Source organism: Pseudomonas farsensis, from assembly GCF_014268805.2.
In the GTDB taxonomy this organism is placed as follows: domain Bacteria; phylum Pseudomonadota; class Gammaproteobacteria; order Pseudomonadales; family Pseudomonadaceae; genus Aquipseudomonas; species Aquipseudomonas farsensis.
The window spans coordinates 289,845-312,827 of sequence record NZ_JABWRF020000001.1 but is presented as its reverse complement, the minus strand read 5'-3'; the positions used below and the strand labels follow the sequence as shown (position 1 = coordinate 312,827).

Genomic DNA, 22,983 nt, shown 5'->3' with positions numbered 1-22,983 from the left:
TTCATCAGTGAACGGGGCGTTCGCGTATCAGGGCATAATGCACGCCGCACAACAGCCGGCCCGTAATACAAGGTAACGATCGTGGTGAAGAAGACACTGTTCCAGCTGCACTGGTTGTTTGGCATCAGCGCCGGGCTGGTGCTGGCCGTGATGGGGATCACCGGCGCGCTGTATTCGTTCCAGGACGAACTGCTGCGTGCCTTCAACGCCGATGTGCTGAAGGTCGAAGTCCGCGCTGAAGGCGTGCTGCCGCCAGCCGAGCTGGTACGCCGGGTCGAGGCCGAGCAAGGCGACAAGGTGGCCATGCTGTGGGTCGATGTGCGCGAAGGCAACGCAGCGCGGGTCTTCTTCACCCCGCCGCCTGGCGAACGCCGTGGCCAGCTGCGCTATGCCGCCCCCTACACGGGCGAACTCAAGGGTGACGCCAGCGGCCAAGGCTTCTTCAACCTGATGCTGGACCTGCACCGGTTCCTGGCCATGGGCGAAACTGGCCGGCAGATCACCGGCGCCTGCACCCTGATGCTGATCTTCTTCTGCCTGTCCGGCCTGTATCTGCGCTGGCCGCGCAAGGCATTGAACTGGCGTACCTGGCTGACCCTGGACTGGGCCAAGAAAGGCCGCGCCTTCAATTGGGACCTGCACGCCGTGTTCGGCACCTGGTGCCTGCTGTTCTACCTGCTGTTTGCGCTGACCGGGCTGTCCTGGTCGTATCAATGGTACAGCTCGGGACTCAACGCGCTGTTGGCCGACGCCCCTGCTGGCGGTCAACAGAAACGCGGCGAAGGCCGTGGTGGCCGGCATGGCCCGCCCAAGGCCGACAAAAATGCGCCGCCGCTGCAGGTCGATTACGACGCCATCTGGGCCAACCTCAAGCAAGCGGCAGGCCCCAAGCTTGCCATGTACAACCTGCGCCTGCCGCCGGCAGGTGGGCAAACAGCCAACCTGTTCTACCTGCAGGAAGACGCCGCGCACCCACGCGCCTTCAATACCTTGGTGCTCGACCCGGCCACCGGCCAGGTCAAAAGCCACCAGCGTTACACCGAAAAATCATTCAAGGCGCAGTTGCTGCAAAGCATCTATGCCTTGCACGTGGGCTCTTACTTCGGCCTGCCGGGGCGGATCATCCTCACTGCCGCAAGCCTGACCATGCCGTTGTTCTTCGTCACCGGCTGGCTGCTGTACCTCGACCGCCGCCGCAAAAAACGCCAGGTCCGCGTTGCCCGGGGTGCGGTGGACAAAGCCTGCGACAGCGGCGACAGCTGGCTGATCGGTTTTGCCAGCCAAAGCGGCTTTGCCGAGCAACTGGCCTGGCAGAGCGCCGGCCAGCTCCAGGCCGCAGGGCTGCCGGTACAGGTGCGCGCGCTTGGCGAACTGGGCGAGCCCGAGCTGCGCCAGGCAAGGCGTGCGCTGTTTGTGGTCAGTACCTTCGGCGATGGCGAGGCGCCCGACAGCGCCCGCGCCTTCGAGCGCAAGGTCATCGGCCAGCCTTGGGCCCTGGCCCATCTGAACTACGCCGTACTGGCCCTGGGCGACCGCCAGTACCCGCACTTCTGCGGCTTCGCCCGCCGTTTGCAGGCCTGGCTCGGCGAGCGCGGTGCCAGCAGCGCGTTCAGCCCGGTGGAGGTCGACAACGCCGACCCCGCCGCGCTGCAACGCTGGCAGCAAGCGCTGGCGCAATTGACCGGCGCGCAGCCGGTCAGCGCCTGGCAGCCACCCAGTTTTGGCAACTGGCGCCTGGTACGCCGGACGCTGCTGAACCCGGGCAGCCAGGGCGCGCCGGTTTATTTGCTGGGGCTTGAACCCGAGGTTGCCGCCAGTTGGGAGGCCGGTGATCTGGTGGAGATCCTGCCGCGTAATAGCCAGGCCCGGGTCGAGGCGTTGCTCAATGGCTTGGGGCTGGATGCGCAGGCCCAGGTGCAACTCGACGGCCTGAACGAAACCCTCGGTCAAGCCTTGGCTAGCCGCCAGCTACCGGCCAGCCGCGAGCACCTGGTCGGCTTGCACGCCCAGGCGCTGGTAGATGCGCTTATCCCCCTGGGCACCCGCGAATACTCCATCGCCTCCATCGCAAGCGACGGTGTGCTGGAGCTGATTGTGCGCCAGGAGCGCCATCCTGATGGCAGCCTTGGCCTGGGTTCGGGTTGGCTGACGGCCTACTTGCCAGTCGAAGCCAGCGTCAGCCTGCGCCTGCGCCGCAACAGCGGTTTCCACTTGCCACAAGGCAGCGCGCCGCTGGTACTGATTGGCAACGGCACCGGGCTTGCCGGCCTGCGCAGCCTGATAAAGGCGCGGGTCGCTGCGGGCGAGCAGCGCAACTGGCTGTTGTTCGGTGAACGCAACCGCGCCCACGACCTGCTGTGCGGCGAGGAGCTGCAGCACTGGCTGGCCAAGGGCGAACTGGCACGCCTGGACCTTGCGTTCTCGCGGGACCAGGCTGAAAAAGTCTATGTACAGGATGTACTGTTGCAGCAGGCAGCAGAACTCAAGCGTTGGGTCGATGAGGGTGCATTCATCTACGTCTGCGGCAGCCTGCACGGCATGGCCGCCGGCGTCGACGCAGCCCTGCATGGCATGCTTGGCGAGATGCAGGTGCAGCAGTTGATCGAGGACGGGCGTTATCGGCGGGATGTGTACTGACCGTCGAGGGCATCGCGGGGCAAGCCCGCTCCCACGCTGCCCAGTTCTCTGCGCGAAAGCGCAGCCCGGAAGGGCTGGGTGATCTCCCACGCCGGGCCTGGCGTGGGAGATTCTGGTTCTGCGCAGAACCGAAGCGACCAAACGTGAGAGCTGGCTTGCCCCGCGATTGGCCCTCAGTGCAACTCGAAACTATCTGCGTCCATGTGTGCCGGGAACCGGGTGCGGTAGCTGGCAAGCTCTGCGGCACTCAACACCACGGTGAACACCCCATCGGCCTCCCCCGCGCTCAGCAGGCTCTCGCCCTGGAAGTCCAGCACCTGGCTGTCGCCAGAATAGGCAAACCCCTTGCCGTCCGTACCCACCCGATTGACCGCTGCCACATAGCACAGGTTTTCGATGCCCCGCGCCGGTAGCAGGCGGTTCCAGTGCAGGCGCCGCGCTGCCGGCCAGTTGGCGGTGTACAGCAGCAGGTCGGTGTCCTGGGCATCACGGCTCCACACCGGGAAGCGCAGGTCGTAGCAGATCAGCGGGCGAACCCGCCACCCCTTGAGCTCGAACTGCATCTGACGCTCACCGGGGGTGTAGTGCTTGTGCTCACCGGCCATGCGGAACAGGTGGCGCTTGTCGTAATGCAGAATCTCGCCGTCCGGGCGCGCCCAGAGCAGGCGGTTGCGGTGGCTGCCATCTGCGGCTTGGATGATCACGCTGCCGGTAATCACCGCCCCGGCCTTCTTCGCCTGGGCCTTGAGCCATTTGTAGGTGGGGCCGTTTTCCGGCTCGGCGAGGCGTTCGGACTCCATCGAAAAACCGGTGGTGAACATCTCCGGCAGCACCACCAGGTCCACGTCGCCCGCCTGGCCGATCAGTTCTTCGAAGTGGGCGTAGTTGGCCTCGCGGTCCTGCCAGGCCAGGCTGGTCTGCACCAGCGCGACTTTGAGGTCAGGCAATGTACTCAGATCGCGCATAGTCGTTGCGCTGCCTGTTGCAGCGTCTCCTCACGTTTGGCAAAGCACAGGCGCACCAGGCGCTGTTCGGGGATGGGTTGCTGGTAGAACACCGACACCGGAATGCTCGCAACGCCATGCTCGCGGGTCAGCCACACGGCCATATCGACGTCGTTCAGGTCGGGCCGAATATGCGAATAGTCCACCAGCTGGAAATACGTGCCCGGTGTCGGCGTGAAGCTGAAACGCGAGCCCTGCAGCAGGTTGCAGAACAGATCGCGTTTGGCCTGATAGAAGCCCGGCAACTCGTCGATGTGCTCAGGGTGCTCGGCCATGAAATCGGCCAGGGCGCACTGCAACGGCGTAACGCAGCAGAAGTTGACGTACTGGTGCACCTTGCGCAGTTCTGCGCTCAGCGCAGGCGGCGCAATCACGTAGCCGGTTTTCCAGCCGGTCACGTGGTAGGTCTTGCCAAACGAACTGATCACGAACGCCTTCCGGTACAACTGCGGGTGAGCCAGCACGCTGGCATGGCGTACGCCGTCGTAAATCAGGTGCTCGTAAACCTCGTCGCTGAGCAGGTAAATATCACGCTCAGCAATCAGCGCGGCCAGTTGGTCGAGGTCGGCCCGGCTGACCAGCGCACCGCTGGGGTTGTGCGGCGAGTTAAGCACGACCATGCGCGTACGCGGGCTGAGTGCGTCGCTGAACCTCTGCCAGTCGATACCGAAGCTGCCGTCCGCCAACGGCACATGCACGCAGCGCCCACCGGCCAGTTCCACCGCCGGTTCGTAGCTGTCGTAGCAAGGGTCGAAGACAATCACCTCATCGCCTGGGTGGATCACCGCCTGAATGGCGCAGAAGATCGCTTCGGTAGCGCCTGGGGTGATAGTTACCTCGTGGTCGGCATCAACGCCAACCCCGTACAGCCGCGCAACCTTGGCCGCTACCTGCTGACGCAGGGCCGGCAGCCCGGTCATGGGGGCGTATTGGTTGTGCCCGGCCGCCACGTGCCGGCCGACCGCATCCAGTAACGCCTGGGGGCCGTTGAAATCGGGGAAGCCTTGGGAAAGGTTGAGCGCACCGGTCTGCACAGCCAGTTGCGACATGGTGGTGAAGATGGTCGTGCCGACGTTCGGCAGTTTGCTGCGGATCATGGGGCCCTCTTTCCCGGGGATTGAGGGGTATAAGCTACTCGCTTGGCGCTTCTGGCTACAAGAAAAAGCGCTCGGAATTAGCGCCTGATTTGCCCTGCACGTCGTCGGCATTGCGCGTAGTCAATACCAAAGTGCTTGGCATCATCGCTTAAGCCGGCTGAGGCAACCGCGATGCGAAAATGCCGATCTGGCCAGGCGATTGACCGCTATCTAATTTGATAGTCCTCATCAAAGATGCTGCTTCGACCGGAATACTGGCAATACGATGCAATAGCACGCCACTACTTTTTCTCGCTTTTCTTGTTTTTCTTACGTAGCCGTGTATAAAAATTTCCGCTGGACCTCATTGACGCTGCGCGCGTGGCAACGTCCGGGGGCTTTGATTGCACGGCTCTAGCCATCCCCTCTTGGGAAGAAATCTTGGCTCTCAAATCTTGAAGCCGGCCTATAGCCATAGTCTCTTCGCGCATATATTCATCCAGTAAGTTAGCTCCAGCAGTCCCCTGCGGACTCAACCCGCCACCGCTCATTTCGATACTATTTAGCTCCGCGATGAATGTTAGCTTTGGCCGCGCGCTAGCCCGTACACTCTGTAACGCCTCTGTATATTGATCGGCGTGCCCCTTAAGTAGGTCAAGCGTCAAGCCTTTCGATTTTAATACCCCCCCCAGCCCTGCCTTAATTGAACTTGTTTCTTTAATCGCACCACTCAAGACATTCAAATTCCCTTGAACGTATTCAGGGATCTTCGCAATGGCACGGGCTGCTTGAAGAGTCGGACCAGGAAGATTGCCACCCTTAGAAATAATGGTTTGCATCTGATGACGATGGATATACCTTGATAAGGGTGTATGGCCAGTAGGATCAAGCCTGTTTACAGGGTCTCCATCACAATAGCCATACACGTTCCCCACTACAAATGCACCATAGCTATCAGGTGAAATAAAGCGCATCAGCGAAGGGCTGTAAACCCGATTGCCGTTACCCAACAAGTACGCCTCAAGCCCACCCATCAATAACTCACCATTGAACCCTAGCGAGGCGGCAGGGAGCGAGTCGAAGAACCGATGCCCATAAGGCGTATAGCTTGCAGCTGCGACGCCCGGCGCAGCCTCTAAGGCTGCGACACTCGCGGCAACCGTCCCACCTTCTTCACAAGCAAGTAATAACGGCGCTGCAAGGTCTTCTCGATGCTCGGAAATCGCGCTTGCGTTTGAACGCATGTAGGAGATGCCTTTACCAGGCGCCAGCAAATTGGCTAGCTGATTCCCCAGATAGAAAAAAACTGTCGAGCATTTAGCTGCCATCACCTGTGACCCCGCCAGTGAGCAGAAAACGAGTGATCGTTCTTAACCAACATCCAAGATCAAGACGATGTTGACGTTGGTCAGGCAGCCACAAGATGTACCTTGAAAGAGGGAGGGCGCAACTAACAGTTTTACTAGGTAGGGGCTTGGGCTAGCAGAGGCACCCTTGCTCGGCGATGGCACCGGCTCTGGCATCGTGCTGCACGATCATGGAGGCAAGCTACAAGAAAAAGCGCTCGGGATGAGCGTCGGCTCTTTCTTGCAGCTTGCAGCTTGCAGCCTCAGCGCTTGTCGCGGCGCTTCTTCTCGGCTTTCTTGTGGTGCGACATCAAACGGCGCTTCTTGTTGACCTGGCGGTCGGTGAGGGTGTTCTTGTTGCCCTCGTACGGGTTCTCACCGCCTTTGTATTCGATGCGGATCGGCGTACCGACCAGCTTGAGTACGCGGCGGTAGGTGTTTTCCAGGTAACGCGAGTACGACTTCGGCACTTTCTCGGTCTGGTTGCCGTGAATCACGATCAGCGGCGGGTTGGCGCCACCCAGGTGAGCGTAGCGCAGCTTGATGCGACGGCCGTTCACCAGCGGCGGCTGGTGCTCGCTGACGGCGTCTTCGAGGATCTGCGTCAGGCGGCTGGTCGGCCAGCGGGTAACCGCCGACTTGAACGCAGCCTGCACCGACTTGTACAGGTTGCCCACGCCGGTGCCGTGCAAGGCCGAAATGAAGTGGATGTCGGCAAAGTCGACGAAGAACAGCCGGCGCTCAAGCTCGGTCTTGACGTAGTCGCGCTCGCCCGACTCCATGCCGTCCCACTTGTTCAGCGCGATCACGATGGCGCGCCCCGCCTCCAGGGCAAAGCCCAGCAGGTTGAGGTCGTGGTCGACCACGCCTTCGCGGGCGTCCATCACGAAGATCACCACGTTGGCGTCTTTGATCGCCTGCAGGGTCTTCACCACCGAGAACTTTTCGACTTCCTCGTGGATCTTGCCGCGCTTGCGCACGCCTGCGGTGTCGATGAAGGTGTACTTGTCACCATCACGCTCGAACGGGATGTAGATACTGTCGCGGGTCGTCCCCGGCTCGTCGTAGACCACCACGCGCTCTTCACCCAGCATGCGGTTGACCAGCGTCGACTTGCCCACGTTCGGGCGGCCGATGATGGCGATCTTGATGCCATCTTTTTCGCTTGGGCCAGGAATACGAACAGCTTCTTCGCCTTCGGCGACTTCCATGGCCAGCGCGTCGTCTTCGGCGTCACGCGGGATATGGCCGAGCACCGATTCCATCAGGGCGTTGATGCCACGGCCTTGGGAGCCGGCCACCGGAATGGCGTTGCCCATGCCCAGCGGCGAGAACTCGGCGCGGGCGATGTCCGGGTCGATGTTGTCGATTTTGTTGGCAACCAGAATGGCCGACTTGTTGCGCTTGCGCAGGTGGTCGGCAATCATCTGGTCAGCAGCGGTCATGCCGGCACGGGCATCGACCAGAAATAGCACATAGTCGGCTTCTTCGATGGCCATCAGCGATTGCTCGGCCATCTTCTCGTCCATGCCCACTTCGTCACCGGTGATACCACCGGTGTCGACCAGGATGAACGAACGACCCTGCCAACTGGCATCGCCGTACTGGCGGTCACGGGTCAAACCCGACAGGTCACCGACGATGGCATCGCGGGTCTTGGTCAGGCGGTTGAACATGGTGGATTTGCCGACATTGGGCCGGCCCACCAGGGCGATTACGGGAACCATGCGGCTCTCCACTCTTGAATTCTTGAAAATGCAAAGGCCGCTGCAAAGCAGCGGCCGGAGTTCGGGCGGCGCATCATGCACCGCGGCTCAAGCCCGCAAGCGAGCTCAAGCATAGCTTCAGCGGATGGTCAGCGCCTCGAGCTTGCCGCTGTTGCCATAGACATAGATGGTGTCGCCGACCACAAGTGGGCGGGCGCGCAGGCCATCGCTGTCGATACGCTCACGGCCGACAAAGCGGCCATCGACTTGGCTCAGCAGGTGCAGGTAACCCTCGAAGTCACCCACCGCTACGTAGCTTGAGAACACTTCCGGCGCGGTCAGCTGGCGGCGCGCCATGCTGTCGTTGCTCCACAGCGCGCTGGAAGAACGCTCATCGACACCTTCCACGGTGCCCGAAGCCAGGCTCACGTAGACGTTGCCAAAGCCCTGTGCGACACCGACATAGCTGGAGGCATCGCGCTGCCACAGCACACGCCCGCTTTCCAGCTCCAGGCCCGCTACGCGGCCCTGATAGGTGCTGACGTACAAGGTACCGCCCGACAGCAGCAAGCCACCGTCGATATCGACCACGCGGTCCAGCTCCGAACGGCCCTGTGGAATGGCCACGCGGCTTTCCCACACCGGCACGCCGTTGCTGATATCCACAGCCACCACTTTACCGGTGGACAGGCCGGCAACGGCCAGCTGGTTGGTCACGATGGGGGCACCGGTACCACGCAGGGTCAGCACCGCAGGGGTGCTTTCGTAGATCCAGCGACGGTCGCCAGTTGCAGCGTCCAGGCCGATCAGACGGTCGTCCTGGGTCTGCACGACCACCACGTCGCCGTTGTTGGCAGGCGGTGCCAGCACTTCGCTGGTCACCCGCGAACGCCAGCGCTCTTCACCGGTGCTGGAGTCGAGGGCGACCACTTCACCTTTGAGGGTGCCGACCATGACCAGGCCGTAACCTACGCCGACGGCGCCGGATACTGGCAGATCGAGGTCCTTCTTCCAGGCCACGTCGCCGTTGTTACGGTCGAGGGCGAACACCTTGCCGTTGACGTCAGCGGCGTAGATGCGGTCGTTTTCGATGGCGGGCACCAGGGTGTTGTACGTCTCACCCTGGCCGTCACCGATCGAACGGCTCCACTGCTTCTTCAGCACCACTTCCTCGGTGAACTTGGTCAGTTCGGCCGGGGGCAGTTCCTTCTTGCTGTTGCTGCTGCAACCTGCGGCCAGTACGGCGAGGGTGAGCACAGCTGCTTGTTTCCAACCCTTCACTTCAGGCGTCCCCTTTGGCCAGGTCATCCAGCTTCAGTTGCAGGCCACCGATCGCGGCGTCGTCAGACAGTGCGGCCTTGGCTTTCTCGTAGGCACTGTGTGCGTCATCGGCACGGCCCAGTTGTACCAGCAAATCGCCCTTGAGCTCCTCGCGGCTGGCCTGGAACGCCTTGTCGGTGTCGCCATCAAGCAGTTTCAGCGCGTCCTCGGCCTTGTCCTGCGCGGCGAGCACACGGGCCAGGCGCTGGCGCGAAATTTCGCCGAGGGTCGCATCGGCGGGTTTGTCCAGCACCGACTTGAGCTCGGCAGCGGCGTCATCGAGCTTGCCGCTGTCGACCGCGACCTTGGCCACGAACAGGCTGCCGTATTGGGCATAGGCGGTGCCGCCGAACTCGCTCTTGAGCTTGCCCGACAGTTCTGCAACCTTGCCGGCGTCCGGCTCGCCACTTGGGGTCAGCGAGGTTTCCAGCAGCGCCTGGTACAGCGCGGAGGCGCCCTGGGACTGGTTGTTCTGGTACTTGTGCCAGGTCTGCCAGCCCATCACTACCACGCCAGCCAGCAAGGCACCGGTCAGCAACGGCTTGCCGTTGCGGTTCCACCAGTCCTTTACGCCTGCCAGATCATCATCATCGGTACTCGACACCCCAATACTCCTTTTCGCCTATTCGTTGTTGAACCGCGTTACGCCTGGGCGATCGCGGTTTCCAGGTGCTCGGCAAGAGCATCCCAGGCAATGTTCTGTTGTTCGCCCTGGCCGCGCAGGGGCTTGACGCCGATTTGCTGCTTAGCGAGCTCGTCGTCGCCCAAAATCAGCGCGAACAGCGCGCCGCTCTTGTCGGCTTTCTTGAACTGGTTCTTGAAGTTGCCGCCGCCGGCGTTGACCGCCAGGCGCAGGTGCGGCAGACGATCACGCAGTTGCTCGCTGAGCTTCAGGCCAGCCAGCTCTGCCTGCTCGCCAAAGGCGCACAGGTAAACGTCGAGGGTCCGGCTGATCGACTCAGGCACTTTGCCCAGGGTTTCGATCAGCAGCAGCAGGCGTTCGATACCCATGGCAAAGCCAACGCCGGTGGTCGGCTTGCCGCCCATCTGCTCGACCAGGCCATCGTAGCGGCCACCGGCGCAGACCGTGCCCTGGGCGCCGAGCCTGTCGGTGACCCATTCGAATACGGTCTTGCTGTAGTAGTCCAGGCCACGCACCAGCTTGGTGTTGATCACGAACGGAATGCCGGCTGCATCCAGGCGGGCCTTCAAGCCGTCGAAGTGCACGCGGGACTCTTCGTCCAGGTACTCTTCAAGCTTGGGCGCGCCCACCAGGGCGGCCTGGGTGGCTTCGTTCTTGCTGTCGAGAATGCGCAGCGGGTTGCTCTGCAAGCGGCGCTTGCTGTCTTCGTCCAACTGATCGATACGCCCGGACAGGAACTCGACCAGCGCCTCACGGTAGCGCGCGCGGGCTTCGCTGGTGCCCAGGCTGTTGAGCTCCAGGGTCACAGCGTCCTGGATACCCAGCGACGCCCACAGGCGCCAAGTGAGCATGATCAGTTCGGCATCGATATCGGGGCCTGCCAGGTTGAACACCTCGACACCGATCTGGTGGAACTGGCGATAGCGCCCCAGCTGCGGGCGCTCGTGGCGGAACATCGGGCCGACGTACCAGAGCTTCTGTACCTGGCCATTACCGATGATGCCGTGCTCGAGCACAGCGCGCACGCACGCAGCGGTGCCTTCAGGGCGCAAGGTCAGCGAGTCCTTGTTGTCCTGGAAGGTGTACATCTCTTTTTCGACGATGTCGGTCACTTCACCGATGGAGCGCTTGAACAGCTCGGTGAACTCGACGATCGGCGTGCGGATCTGGCTGTAGCCGTAGCTGTCCAGCAGGCCGGCCACGGTGCCCTCGAAGTAGCGCCACAGCGGCGACTGCTCGGGCAGGATGTCGTTCATGCCACGAATGGCTTGCAGCGATTTGCTCACGAAAAGTCCTTACGAATCTGTGTGTCAGCCGCGGGCGATCAGTGCCGCGTCGGCCTCGACCTTCTCGGCCGCTTTCTGGCGAATCAGCTTTTCCAGCTCATCCACCAGGTTGTCGTTGTTCAGTTTTTGCGCAGGTTTGCCATCGATGTACACCAGGTTCGGCGTACCGCCAGTCAGCCCGACATGGGCTTCCTTGGCCTCGCCGGGGCCATTGACCACACACCCGATCACCGCCACGTCCAGCGGCACCAACAGGTCTTCCAGACGCCCTTCGAGGTCGTTCATGGTCTTGACCACATCGAAGTTCTGCCGCGAGCAGCTCGGGCAGGCGATAAAGTTGATGCCCCGCGAGCGCAGGCGCAGCGATTTGAGGATGTCGTAACCGACTTTCACTTCTTCGACAGGGTCTGCGGCCAGGGAAATACGGATGGTGTCACCGATACCTTCGGCCAGCAGCATACCGAGGCCCACGGCAGATTTCACCGTGCCTGAGCGCAGGCCGCCGGCTTCGGTGATGCCCAGGTGCAGCGGTTGGACGATCTGGCGGGCCAACAGACGGTAGGCTTCGACGGCCATGAACACATCCGAGGCCTTGACGCTGACCTTGAAATCCTGGAAATCCAGGCGGTCGAGGTGCTCGACGTGACGCAGCGCCGATTCGACCAGCGCCTGGGGCGTAGGCTCGCCGTACTTCTTCTGCAGGTCCTTTTCCAGCGAGCCTGCGTTGACCCCGATACGGATCGGGATACCACGGTCGCGGGCAGCATCGACCACCGCGCGCACACGGTCTTCACGGCCAATGTTGCCGGGGTTGATGCGCAGGCAATCGACGCCAAGCTCAGCCACACGCAGGGCGATCTTGTAGTCGAAGTGAATATCAGCGACCAGCGGCACGCTGACCAGTTGCTTGATCTTGCCGAAGGCTTCGGCGGCGTCCATGTCGGGCACCGAAACCCGCACGATATCGACACCGGCATCGACCAGGCGCTGGATCTGCCCGACCGTGGCCGCCACATCGTTGGTATCGGTGTTGGTCATGCTCTGCACCGCGATGGGGGCATCGCCGCCCACCGGCACATTGCCGACCCAGATTTTGCGGGATTCGCGCCGTTTGATCGGAGATTCGCCGTGCATGACTTACTGTCCCAACTTCAGGCGAGCGGTCTCGCCACTGGTGAACGGGGCGACATCGACCGCCTGGCCGTTATAGCTCACCTGGGCGCCACGGGCGAAGCCCAGGCGTACCGCGAACGGTGGCTGGCCGGTCAACTCCAGGCTGTCGCCCTTGCGCTTGATGGCACTGAACAGCACCTTGCCGTTGCCATCGGAAACTTGCGTCCAGCAGTCGGCAACATACTGGATGTGCACCTTGGCGCTGCCTGCAGCGGCTGCAGCAGGCTCAACGGCCGGTGCGGTGGCTGCAACGGCAGGCGCCGCAGCGGGAGCAGCGGGTGTAGGCGCGGTGACTGGCGGGGTAACGACCACAGGCTGGGCCGGGGTGCTTTCGGCAGCCGGGGCTTGCTCGGTGGCAGCGGGCGCAGCCTCGCTGGTGGCAGGCTCCAGCGGCAACACCTGGGTTTGAGGTTGTTGCGCCTCGCTGACGGCCTGGTCTTCAGGCTCGTCCAGCGGGTGAATCTGGGTAGTGCCGTCGGCGCTTTCGACTTCGACGTGCTCCAGGGCAATCTTGGCCAGGTCCTTGCCGCGCAGGCTGCCCTGGTCCTGCCACCAGACGAAGCCCCCGCCGACCACTGCAACCAGCAGCAGCAGGCTGACCACCCGCAGGATGTTATGCGACATGCGCACCGGTTCTTCGATACGGCCAAGGGCATGTACATCGCTGCCCTGGGCGTGGCTGCCGGTGAACTGGTCGAAAGCGGCCACGAGCGGCGCCTGGTCCATATCCATCAGTTTGGCGTAGGCACGGATATAACCACGGGCAAAGGTGTGCCCCGGCAGTTTGTCGAAGGCACCGGTTTCAAGGTTATTCAGCGAAGAAACCGTAAGGTTGAGCCGTTTTGCGACCTCAGCCTGGCTCCAGTCCCGCTGTTCGCGGGCCTGACGCAAGACGTCACCGGGGTTGTGGCGAGGCGCTGCTGCTACTTCGGTGTGCGCGGCTTTCATCGTTGCTCCGACAGGTATTGCTGATATTCCGGCGTACCGGGATAAAGTCGTTGTAATTGCTGGCCCAATTGGGCAGCGGTGCCCTGCTGGTCAAGGGCGCTGGCCAGGCGAACGCCCAGCAGCAGGCTACGGGCATTCTGGTCGCTCAGCTGGCTGAAACGATCGTAGTAATCCCGCGCCGGCACATAATGCCTGTTTTCGTAGGACAACTCAGCCATTTCAAGCAACGCACGGGGTTGCCGCTGATTGAGCCGAAGCGCCTTTTCAAGATACGCATGGGCCTGTTCGGCCTCACCAAGCCTGCGTGCCGTCAGGCCAAGGTTCTCGTAGACCCGGGAGCGCTCAGGATACAGGGTATCGGCCGCTGCCTGACGAAACATTGCCTGGGCATCGGCAAAACGGCCTTGAGCATATAGGAAACTGCCGAAGTTGTTGCGGATTCGCGTATCGGCAGGCAGCACCGCCAGGGCTTTTTCGAAGTGCTGCAGCGCCAATTGCGGCTCGCCCTCGGCCTGGAACACCAGGGCCAACGCCGCGTGGGCATCGGCATCGCTGCTGTTCAGGGCCAGCGCCTGGCTCAACGGTGCCTTGGCTTGCCCGGCCAGACCCTGCTGCAAATAGCCCAGCCCCAACTGCACATACGCCCTGCCCGCCTCTTCACGCCCTTGCCGAGTGGCAAGCGGATCGCCCGCACCGCCCGAAACGCAGCCGGCCAGCAACGCAAGCATGAGGATCGACAGCGCGGCGCGCAGGGTCATGGCTACAGGGCTCGTCAGAGGCGCGGTGCGCTGTCTTGCGGCTCGTCGCTGGCAAGCTGACGCACGGCGATATAGCGCTCGCTGCGGCGGGTGCGGTCATTGACCTGCCCGACCAGCTGGCCACAGGCGGCGTCGATGTCTTCGCCACGGGTGGTGCGGGTGGTGACGTTGAAGCCACCGTGGTGCAGCAGGTCCTGGAAGCGACGAATGGCGTTGTTGCTCGGCCGCTCGTAGCCCGAATGCGGGAACGGGTTGAACGGGATCAGGTTGATCTTGCACGGGACATCGCGCAGCAACTCGATCATTTGCGCAGCATGCTCAGGCTGGTCGTTGACGTCCTTGAGCAGGGTGTACTCGACGGTCAGGACGCGCTTGCCGCCGAGGGTTGCCATATAGCCCATGCACGACTCGAGCAGCACCTTGAGCGGGTACTTCTTGTTGATCGGTACCAGCTGGTTGCGCAGTTCGTCGTTGGGTGCGTGCAGCGACAGTGCCAGGGACACGTCGATATGCTTGGCCAGTTCGTCGATCATTGGCACTACACCCGAGGTGGAGAGCGTGACGCGACGTTTGGAAATGCCGTACCCGAGGTCATCCATCATGATTTTCATGGCGGCGATGACGTTATCGAAGTTCAGCAGAGGCTCGCCCATACCCATCATGACCACGTTGGTAATAGCGCGGTCGACTTTGGCAGGGACGGTCCCGAAGGATTTGTTGGCAAGCCACACCTGGCCGATGACTTCAGCGGCGGTGAGGTTGCTGTTGAAGCCTTGCTTGCCGGTGGAGCAGAAACTGCAGTCCAGGGCGCAGCCGGCTTGCGACGAGACGCAGAGCGTACCGCGGTCGTCGGTGGGGATGTAGACGGTTTCGACGCAGCTGCCGGAGGCAACGCGGATGACCCATTTACGGGTACCGTCTGCGGAAATGTCTTCGCTGACCACTTCCGGGGGGCGAATCTCGGCAACGGCCTCGAGCTTTTCGCGCAAGACCTTGCCTACGTTGGTCATGGCAGAGAAATCTGACACGCCAAAATGGTGAATCCATTTCATCACCTGGCCGGCACGGAAGCGTTTCTCCCCGATCGAGTCGAAGAACTGTTCCATTTCCGGCTGGGTCAGGCCCAACAGGTTGATTTTGCCAGTAGATGTCGTCATGGATTCACCCTCACCCGTAAGCTTTCGCTTAGCGAGTGGTTACCTCGGTAGCTGCGAAGAAGTAAGCGATTTCGCGAGCAGCAGCGGCTTCGGAGTCCGAACCGTGAACGGCGTTGGCGTCGATGGACTCGGCGAAGTCAGCACGGATGGTGCCGGCAGCAGCTTCTTTAGGGTTGGTAGCGCCCATCAGCTCGCGGTTGCGGGCAATGGCGTTCTCGCCTTCCAGAACCTGAACGACAACCGGACCGGAAGTCATGAAGGCAACCAGCTCACCGAAGAAGCCACGAGCGCTGTGCTCGGCGTAGAAGCCTTCGGCTTCGGCTTTGGACAGTTGCTTCATTTTCGAAGCAACGATTTTCAGGCCGGCTTCTTCAAAGCGGGAAGTGATCTTGCCGATGACGTTTTTGGCAACTGCGTCAGGCTTGATGATCGAGAAAGTACGTTGAACAGCCATGGAAAACTCCAGAAATATTAGTGTTACGAAAAATTAAACCCGCGAATTATACGCGGGTTCCAGGGGATTGCCTAACCTGCAGCGTGCGCTTAGTCGGCTTCGTCAATCCAGGCCGCCTGGATGGCCTCGAGTACTTTTTCGCCGCCGCGGGACGGATCGTCGCTGAATGCTGGCAACGCCAGCACCCAACGGTGCAGATCGACGAAATTCACATAACGAGGATCGACTTCCGGCTTGCTTTCTGCAAGCTCAATGGCGATCTCAAGTACATCAACCCATTTCAGACTCATGCAGACAGCCCTCAGTGCGGCGCTTCGGCGGCGTGGTTGAGCGAGTACTTGGGGATCTCGATGGTGATGTCCTGGTCGGCCACCACCACCTGGCAACCCAGGCGCGACTGCGCCTCCAGGCCCCAGGCCTTGTCCAGCATGTCTTCTTCGAGCTCATCGGCTTCTGCAAGCGAGTCGAAACCCTTGCGCACGATGCAGTGGCATGTGGTGCAGGCCTTGACGCCGCCACAGGCGCTTTCCATCTCGATGTGGTGATCGTGGGCCAGCTCCAGGATGTTGGTCCCGGTGGCCACTTCCACGGTCAGCCCTTCGGGGCAGAATTTTTCATGCGGCAGGAATGTCACCAGCGGCATCGGTTACTCCTCGATCTCATTCAGGTTGCGCCCGGCCAGTGCGGCTTTGACCGTCGAATCAAGGCGACGGGCGGCAAATGCATCGGTCACCTGCGACAGACGGCGAGTCTGCTGCTCGATGGCTGGGCCATCGGTGCCGGTAAGCAAATCACGTAGTTCCTGCATCTGGAATGCGATGGCGTCGCGCTCGTCAGTGCTGAGCAGACGCTCGCCATCGGCGTCCAGGGCGCCTTGTACCGCTTCGAGCAGACGCTCGGCGTCGACCTGATGCTCGCGCAACTGGCGGGCGGTCTTGTCGGTGCTGGCGTGCTCGAACGAATCCTTGAGCATGCGGGCGATTTCCCCGTCGGTCAGCCCATAGGATGGTTTGACCTGGATGCTCGACTCCACGCCCGAACCCAGTTCGCGGGCGGCAACGCTGAGCAGGCCATCGGCATCGACCTGGAAGGTGACGCGAATTTTCGCCGCACCTGCAACCATGGCCGGAATACCGCGCAGCTCGAAGCGCGCCAGTGAACGGCAATCGCTGATCAGCTCACGCTCGCCCTGCAGGACGTGGATCATCATGGCCGACTGGCCGTCTTTGTAGGTGGTGAACTCCTGGGCGCGGGCCACCGGGATGGTGGTATTGCGCGGGATCACCTTTTCCATCAGCCCGCCCATGGTTTCAAGGCCGAGCGACAGTGGAATGACATCGAGCAGCAACAGCTCGCCGCCTTCACGACGGTTACCGGCCAGCGTGTCAGCCTGGATGGCAGCACCGATGGCGACCACCTGGTCCGGGTCGATGGAGGTCAGCGGCGCGCGGCCAAACAACGTGCCGACGGCTTCACGCACGCGCGGTACGCGGGTGGAGCCACCCACCATTACCACCGCGCCGACTTCGTCCAGCTCGACACCACTGTCGCGCACGGCGCGGCGGCAAGCCTTGAGGCTGCGCGCGATCATCGGCTCGATCATGGTTTCAAAGGTGGCGCGGCTCAGCTCACCCTGCCAAGCGCCGTGACGAACAGTGACGGTGTCGCTGTCGGTCAGGGCTTGCTTGGCGGCGCAGGCGGTCTGCAGCAGCAGGCGCTGGGTGGCGGGGTCGAGGTCGGCAGACAGCCCCGCCTGCTCGATGATCCAACCTGCGACGGCGTGGTCGAAATCATCGCCGCCCAGCGCGGTATCGCCACCGGTGGCCAGCACCTCGAACACCCCGGCGGTCAGGCGCAGGATGGAAATATCGAACGTGCCACCGCCAAGGTCGAAGATCGCCACCACGCCTTCGGCGTTCTGGTCCAGGCCGTAGGCCACGGCAGCCGCGGTAGGCTCGTTGAGCAGGCGCAGCACGTTCAGGCCGGCGAGCCTGGCAGCATCCTTGGTGGCCTGGCGCTGGGCATCGTCGAAGTAGGCAGGCACGGTGATCACCGCACCGACCAGCTCGCCGCCGAGGGTTTCTTCGGCGCGCTGGCGCAGCACCTTGAGAATGTCGGCAGACACCTCGACCGGGCTTTTGGCGCCCTGCACCGTGGTGATGAACGGCATGTGCGACTCGCCGCCGACAAAGCGGTAAGGCAGTTGCTCACCCAATTGCTTGACGTCGGCAAGGCCGCGCCCCATCAGGCGCTTGACCGAAAGAATGGTGTTCAACGGGTCGCTTGGCGCAGCGATGCGCGCAGCCAGGCCAACCTCGATGCCAGCGTCCAGGTAACGCACCGCCGAGGGCAGAATGACATTACCGTCGGCATCGGGCAGCGGTTCGCTGCGCCCGCTGCGTACAGCTGCGACGAGAGAATTGGTGGTGCCCAGGTCGATCCCCACCGCCAGGCGGCGCTGGTGCGGTTGCGGGGTCTGACCGGGTTCGGCGATCTGCAGTAGGGCCATGCTTATCTGAATACCTTAGGCGTCATCACGGGCAACGCCGGGTTAATCGTCGAGGCGCTCTTCGAGTTGGCGCACTTCTTGGGCGAGCTTGTCGAGGAACTGCATGCGGCGCATCAGGCGCTCGGCCTGCTCGCGCTCGGCGGGGTTGTCCCAACAGCTGGCAAAATCGTCGTTGAGCGTGTCCTGGGCAGCCTTCAGGCGCTTTTTGAACACGGCAACGCCGTCGAGGTCGGTTTCGTCCTGCAGGTCTTCGAGCTCTTCGCGCCACTGCATCTGCTGCAGCAGGAAGTCCGGGTCATGCACGGTGACTTCCTGGGGCACTTCGTGGCCGCCTATGGCCAGCAGATAACGGGCGCGACGCGGCGCACTGCGCAGCGTCTGGTAGGCATCGTTGAGGGCGGCAGACTTTTCCAGGGCCACGCGCTGCTCGCGCTCGGAAGCGTCGGCAAAGCGGTCCGGATGGACCTCACGGGCCAGTTCGCGGTAACGCGTGGCCAGTTTGTCGAGGTCCAGGCAAAAGCCGGGCTGCAGGTCGAACAGTGCAAAATGACAAGGAGTACCCACGGCCAGCCTCAAACGTTGAAGCTTTCGCCGCAGCCACACTCACCGCGCACGTTGGGGTTGTTGAACTTGAAGCCTTCGTTCAACCCTTCCTTGACGAAGTCCAGCTCGGTGCCGTCCAGGTAAACCAGGCTTTTCGGATCGATGATGATCTTCACGCCATGGTTTTCGAACACCTTGTCTTCGCCGGCCACGTCGTCGACGAACTCCAGCACGTAGGCCAGGCCCGAGCAGCCGGTGGTGCGCACGCCGAGGCGAATGCCCTCACCTTTGCCGCGCCCGTCGAGGGAGCGGCGAATGTGGTTGGCGGCGGCTTCTGTCATGCTGATAGCCATCGGGAACTCCTTACCTTGCAGTTAGATCAAGCCTTTCTTCTGCTTGTAGTCGCGAACAGCTGCCTTGATGGCATCTTCGGCGAGTACCGAGCAGTGGATCTTGACCGGCGGCAACGCCAACTCTTCAGCCAGCTGGGTGTTCTTGATGGTTTCGGCTTCGTCCAGGGTCTTGCCCTTCATCCACTCGGTGGCGAGGGAGCTGGAAGCGATGGCCGAACCGCAGCCGTAGGTCTTGAACTTGGCGTCTTCGATGATGCCTTGCTCGTTGACCTTGATCTGCAGACGCATCACGTCACCGCACGCTGGAGCGCCGACCATGCCGGTACCGACATCCGGGTCCTCGGCGTTCATCTTGCCGACGTTACGTGGGTTTTCGTAGTGGTCGATGACCTTTTCACTGTATGCCATGGTGCAATTCCTTCCTCATCAGGGAGCCGCTCTTGCCGGCGACTGCTTAGTGGGCGGCCCACTCGATCTTGGAGATGTCGACGCCGTCTTTGTACATGTCCCAAAGAGGCGACAACTCACGCAGTTTGTTGACCGCTTCGCAGACTTTCTGCGCCGCGTAGTCGACTTCTTCTTCGCTGGTGAAGCGGCCGAAGGAGAAGCGGATCGAGCTGTGCGCCAGCTCATCGTTACGGCCCAGCGCGCGCAGTACATACGACGGCTCGAGCGAGGCGGAGGTGCAGGCCGAGCCCGACGACACCGCGATGTCCTTGAGCGACATCAGCAGCGACTCGCCTTCAACGTAGTTGAAGCTCAGGTTCAGGTTGTGCGGCACGCGAGCGGTCTGGCTGCCGTTGACGTACAGCTCTTCAAGGTTGGAAACCTGCTTGAAGAAGCGGTCGCTAAGGGCCTTGATGCGGACGTTTTCAGCGGCCATTTCCTGCTTGGCAATGGCGAAAGCCTCGCCCATGCCGACGATCTGGTGGGTAGGCAGGGTGCCCGAACGCATGCCGCGCTCATGGCCACCGCCGTGCATCATGGCTTCAAGGCGAACCCGTGGCTTGCGGCTGACGTACAGCGCGCCGATACCTTTAGGGCCGTAGACCTTGTGTGCCGAGAACGACATCAGGTCGACCTTGAGTTTTTGCACGTCGATTTCGACCTTGCCAGCCGACTGCGCAGCATCGACGTGGAACATGACGCCACGCGAGCGGGTCAGTTCGCCGATGGCGGCGATGTCGTTGATCGAGCCGACTTCGTTGTTCACGTGCATCAGCGAGACCAGGATGGTGTCGTCGCGCAGCACAGCCTCGACCATGGCCGGGGTGACGATGCCGTCTTCACCGGGCTCGAGGTAGGTCACTTCAAAACCTTCACGCTCCAGCTGACGCGCGGTGTCGAGCACGGCTTTGTGCTCGATCTTGGAGGTGATGATGTGCTTGCCCTTGGTCTGATAGAAGTGCGCCACGCCTTTGAGTGCGAGGTTGTCGGACTCGGTAGCACCGCTGGTCCAGACGATTTCGCGCGGGTCGGCGTTGATCAGTTCGGCAACCTGGCGGCGGCCGTTCTCGACGGCTTCTTCGGCCTTCCAGCCGAACACGTGGGAACGCGACGCCGGGTTACCGAAGTTACCGTCAACCAGCAGGCAGTCGGCCATTTTCTGGGCAACGCGCGGGTCGACCGGGGTGGTCGCGGAGTAATCGAGGTAGATCGGCAACTTCATTGAGTATCTCCTATCAGGCGGTGGCGTCGCTCGTCGCTGCAATCAGTCGACGGCGGACGTCTCAATCTTGTCCAGCTGGGCGGTACGGCCTGCGACGCGGCGCAGGTCCTGACGCTGGGCGACTTCCTGCACTTCACGGCGCATGACGAGGTCGGCCAGGCTGATGCCACTGAGGAATTCGTGGATCTGCTGGCTCAGATCGCACCACAGGTGGTGGGTCAGGCAGGTATCACCGGCATGGCAATCCCCCAGGCCCTGACAGCGGGTAGCATCGACCGATTCGTTGACCGCATCGATGACCTGGGCCACCTGGATGGTTTCCATGCCGCGCGACAGCTGGTAGCCGCCACCCGGGCCGCGCACACTGGAAACCAGGCTGCTGCGGCGCAGCTTGGCGAACAGCTGCTCCAGATAAGAGAGGGAGATGCCCTGGCGCTCGGAAATATCGGCCAGTGACACCGGCCCATGCTGCGCGTGCAACGCCAGGTCGAGCATGGCAGTCACGGCGTATCGGCCTTTGGTAGTCAGTCGCATGGCGTATGGTTACCACGGGAGTTACAGGATGTGAGCGAGTATGCGATTCCCGAGCATTTAAGTCAACTATTAGACCTAGTGCTTTAGTCGGGTATGCATGCGGGAGGCGGGCGCGAGTGTAGCAGAGCAGGGGCGTGAGCACACGCCCCATGTGTCGGGCAGGCGGAATCAGTGCGGCTGAGGGTCGCTCTGTTTCACTTCGGCGAAGTCGTCGGCAGGCAGCGCCGGCAACTCTTTGGCGCAGTAGTCACTGCCCATTTTGGTCAGTGCGCCGCACATGCCTTCGAGGCGCTCATCTACCGCTTGCAGGTGGTCGAGCATCTGGCCGATGGCGCGCGCCACCGGGTCCGGCATATCGCCACTAACGCCATAGGCATCGAAGCCGATCTTCTCAGCCATGGCCTTGCGCTTGGCTTCCAGGGCATCGTCGTCGCTCTTGACGATGATGCGCCCAGGGATACCCACCGCAGTGGCACCCGCCGGCACCGCCTTGGTGACCACGGCGTTGGAGCCGATCTTGGCCCCGGCGCCAACCGTGAAAGGCCCCAGCACCTTGGCGCCCGCCCCCACCACCACGCCGTCCTCAAGGGTTGGGTGACGCTTGCCCTTGTTCCAGCTGGTGCCGCCCAGGGTGACACCCTGGTACAGCGTGACGTCGTCACCGATCTCGGCGGTCTCGCCAATGACGATGCCCATGCCGTGGTCAATGAAGAAGCGCCGGCCAATGGTGGCGCCGGGGTGGATTTCGATGCCGGTCATCCATCGACCGAAGTTGGACACCAGGCGCGCCAGCCACTTGAAATCGCGCCGCCACAGCGCGTTGCCCAACCGATGCAGCCAGATGGCATGCATGCCCGGGTAGCAGGTCAGCACCTCGAAGGCGTTGCGCGCCGCCGGGTCACGGTGGAACACGCTCTGGATATCTTCACGCAGACGCTCGAACATCGTTCAACCCTTCCTTTTATACGGCTCGCCCCGAGCGACCTTCTGGGTCTCGGTGAGGATGCCGCGCAAAATGCTCATTTCGGTACGATCGACCTCGCTGCGCCCATACAACCTGCGCAGACGCGGCATCAGGTGACGGGGCTTTTCGGGGTCGAGGAAGCCGATGTCCACCAGGGTTTTTTCCAGGTGGTCATAGAACAGCTCCATTTCGTCCAGGGTCGCCAGCTCGCCGTTACGCGACGCCGCGACGTCCTGCTTCTGTTCCCCACCCGCCTCACCCAGAGCTGCCAGCCAGGCCATGCGCACCTCATAGGAGAGCACCTGCACGGCAGCAGCCAGGTTCAGCGAGCTGAAATCGGGGTTGGAAGGAATGTGCACATGGAAGTGACATCGCTGCAGCTCGTCGTTGGTCAGGCCGGCGTGCTCGCGACCGAACACCAGGGCGATTTCGTCGCCTGCTGCGGCGCGCTCGACGGTCTTGCTTGCGCATTCACGCGGGTCGAGCAGCGGCCAGGGGATGCTGCGCTCACGGGCACTGGTGCCAATCGCCATGCTGCAGCCAACCAGCGCCTGCTCCAGGCTGTCGACGACGATGGCGTTGCTCAGCACATCGTCGGCACCTGAAGCACGCGCCGAAGCGTCAGCGGCGGGGAAATCCAGTGGCTGAACCAGCACCAGGCGCGACAGGCCCATGTTTTTCATGGCACGAGCAGCGCCGCCGATATTGCCGGGGTGGCTGGTATTGACCAGAACAACACGAATATTCTGCAACAAGGTGTTGAGCTCACGGATAGGTGGGAAGGGGCAAATGATCTTACAGAACCGACGGACGTAACGCCACGAAAGCGAATGTGACCCTTCTGCGCGGGCAGATTTCTGATAGACTAGCCGGCTTTCCTCTTTAACATCTCCAGGTGAAACG

At 62.2% G+C, this 22,983-nt stretch carries 23 protein-coding genes; 1 reads left to right on the top strand and 22 read right to left on the bottom strand.

The window, feature by feature from the left end:
* The first annotated feature begins 81 nt into the window (after positions 1-81).
* Complete coding sequence (locus HU719_RS01425) at positions 82-2,637, top strand: PepSY domain-containing protein (protein ID WP_186535261.1); 2,556 nt, start codon at positions 82-84, stop codon at positions 2,635-2,637.
* A gap of 173 nt (positions 2,638-2,810) precedes the next feature.
* Here the strand turns inward: HU719_RS01425 and HU719_RS01420 are convergent, their stop codons facing one another.
* From HU719_RS01420 to trmJ, 22 genes are all read right to left on the bottom strand, one after another.
* Positions 2,811-3,602, bottom strand: coding sequence for an amidohydrolase (locus HU719_RS01420; protein ID WP_186535259.1), 792 nt, complete (start codon positions 3,600-3,602; stop codon positions 2,811-2,813).
* A complete protein-coding gene (locus HU719_RS01415) occupies positions 3,590-4,738 on the bottom strand; it encodes a pyridoxal phosphate-dependent aminotransferase (RefSeq protein WP_186535257.1) in 1,149 nt (382 codons plus the stop codon). Before HU719_RS01415 ends, HU719_RS01420 begins: the two co-directional genes overlap by 13 nt.
* A gap of 281 nt (positions 4,739-5,019) precedes the next feature.
* A complete protein-coding gene (locus tag HU719_RS01410) occupies positions 5,020-6,045 on the bottom strand; it encodes an RHS repeat-associated core domain-containing protein (protein WP_186535255.1) in 1,026 nt (341 codons plus the stop codon).
* Between the two features lie 281 nt (positions 6,046-6,326).
* Positions 6,327-7,790, bottom strand: a complete 1,464-nt coding sequence (gene der / locus HU719_RS01405; protein WP_186517439.1) for a ribosome biogenesis GTPase Der — start codon at positions 7,788-7,790, stop codon at positions 6,327-6,329.
* 117 nt (positions 7,791-7,907) lie between these two features.
* On the bottom strand, positions 7,908-9,077 hold the full coding sequence (gene bamB, locus HU719_RS01400) for an outer membrane protein assembly factor BamB (RefSeq protein WP_189659814.1): 1,170 nt from the start codon (positions 9,075-9,077) through the stop codon (positions 7,908-7,910).
* A complete protein-coding gene (locus HU719_RS01395) occupies positions 9,052-9,693 on the bottom strand; it encodes a tetratricopeptide repeat protein (RefSeq protein ID WP_186517443.1) in 642 nt (213 codons plus the stop codon). The genes bamB and HU719_RS01395 overlap by 26 nt, the downstream gene beginning before the upstream one ends.
* 38 nt (positions 9,694-9,731) lie before the next feature.
* Positions 9,732-11,018 carry a histidine--tRNA ligase gene (gene hisS, locus HU719_RS01390; RefSeq protein WP_186535253.1) on the bottom strand — a complete coding sequence of 429 codons (1,287 nt, stop codon included), beginning with the start codon at positions 11,016-11,018 and terminating at the stop codon, positions 9,732-9,734.
* 24 nt (positions 11,019-11,042) lie between these two features.
* Positions 11,043-12,152 (bottom strand): flavodoxin-dependent (E)-4-hydroxy-3-methylbut-2-enyl-diphosphate synthase, encoded by a 1,110-nt coding sequence (gene ispG / locus HU719_RS01385; protein ID WP_186517447.1) that lies wholly within the window; start codon positions 12,150-12,152, stop codon positions 11,043-11,045.
* A gap of 3 nt (positions 12,153-12,155) precedes the next feature.
* Positions 12,156-13,139 carry a RodZ domain-containing protein gene (locus tag HU719_RS01380; RefSeq protein WP_186517449.1) on the bottom strand — a complete coding sequence of 328 codons (984 nt, stop codon included), beginning with the start codon at positions 13,137-13,139 and terminating at the stop codon, positions 12,156-12,158.
* Complete coding sequence (pilW, locus tag HU719_RS01375) at positions 13,136-13,897, bottom strand: type IV pilus biogenesis/stability protein PilW (RefSeq protein ID WP_186535251.1); 762 nt, start codon at positions 13,895-13,897, stop codon at positions 13,136-13,138. Before pilW ends, HU719_RS01380 begins: the two co-directional genes overlap by 4 nt.
* Positions 13,898-13,911: 14 nt before the next feature.
* Positions 13,912-15,054 carry a dual-specificity RNA methyltransferase RlmN gene (rlmN, locus tag HU719_RS01370; protein ID WP_186517453.1) on the bottom strand — a complete coding sequence of 381 codons (1,143 nt, stop codon included), beginning with the start codon at positions 15,052-15,054 and terminating at the stop codon, positions 13,912-13,914.
* A gap of 28 nt (positions 15,055-15,082) precedes the next feature.
* Complete coding sequence (gene ndk, locus HU719_RS01365; RefSeq protein WP_186517456.1) at positions 15,083-15,508, bottom strand: nucleoside-diphosphate kinase; 426 nt, start codon at positions 15,506-15,508, stop codon at positions 15,083-15,085.
* An 89-nt stretch (positions 15,509-15,597) separates the two neighbouring features.
* Positions 15,598-15,798: a Fe-S cluster assembly protein IscX gene (gene iscX / locus HU719_RS01360; protein WP_186517458.1), complete on the bottom strand. Its 201-nt coding sequence runs from the start codon at positions 15,796-15,798 to the stop codon at positions 15,598-15,600.
* 11 nt (positions 15,799-15,809) lie between these two features.
* Complete coding sequence (gene fdx / locus HU719_RS01355) at positions 15,810-16,151, bottom strand: ISC system 2Fe-2S type ferredoxin (protein WP_186517460.1); 342 nt, start codon at positions 16,149-16,151, stop codon at positions 15,810-15,812.
* 3 nt (positions 16,152-16,154) lie between these two features.
* On the bottom strand, positions 16,155-18,017 hold the full coding sequence (hscA, locus tag HU719_RS01350; RefSeq protein ID WP_186517462.1) for a Fe-S protein assembly chaperone HscA: 1,863 nt from the start codon (positions 18,015-18,017) through the stop codon (positions 16,155-16,157).
* A gap of 42 nt (positions 18,018-18,059) precedes the next feature.
* Positions 18,060-18,581 (bottom strand): co-chaperone HscB, encoded by a 522-nt coding sequence (gene hscB / locus HU719_RS01345; RefSeq protein ID WP_186535247.1) that lies wholly within the window; start codon positions 18,579-18,581, stop codon positions 18,060-18,062.
* A gap of 8 nt (positions 18,582-18,589) precedes the next feature.
* Positions 18,590-18,913, bottom strand: a complete 324-nt coding sequence (iscA, locus tag HU719_RS01340) for an iron-sulfur cluster assembly protein IscA (RefSeq protein ID WP_186517464.1) — start codon at positions 18,911-18,913, stop codon at positions 18,590-18,592.
* Between the two features lie 21 nt (positions 18,914-18,934).
* Positions 18,935-19,321, bottom strand: coding sequence for a Fe-S cluster assembly scaffold IscU (iscU, locus tag HU719_RS01335; protein WP_007929523.1), 387 nt, complete (start codon positions 19,319-19,321; stop codon positions 18,935-18,937).
* A 46-nt stretch (positions 19,322-19,367) separates the two neighbouring features.
* Positions 19,368-20,582 (bottom strand): IscS subfamily cysteine desulfurase, encoded by a 1,215-nt coding sequence (locus tag HU719_RS01330; protein WP_186517465.1) that lies wholly within the window; start codon positions 20,580-20,582, stop codon positions 19,368-19,370.
* A gap of 42 nt (positions 20,583-20,624) precedes the next feature.
* On the bottom strand, positions 20,625-21,116 hold the full coding sequence (gene iscR / locus HU719_RS01325; RefSeq protein ID WP_008092572.1) for a Fe-S cluster assembly transcriptional regulator IscR: 492 nt from the start codon (positions 21,114-21,116) through the stop codon (positions 20,625-20,627).
* A gap of 168 nt (positions 21,117-21,284) precedes the next feature.
* Entirely contained in the window at positions 21,285-22,061 is a 777-nt protein-coding gene (gene cysE / locus HU719_RS01320; RefSeq protein ID WP_186517466.1) for a serine O-acetyltransferase, read from the bottom strand.
* A 3-nt stretch (positions 22,062-22,064) separates the two neighbouring features.
* Positions 22,065-22,835, bottom strand: coding sequence for a tRNA (cytosine(32)/uridine(32)-2'-O)-methyltransferase TrmJ (trmJ, locus tag HU719_RS01315; protein ID WP_186535246.1), 771 nt, complete (start codon positions 22,833-22,835; stop codon positions 22,065-22,067).
* Positions 22,836-22,983 lie beyond the last annotated feature (148 nt).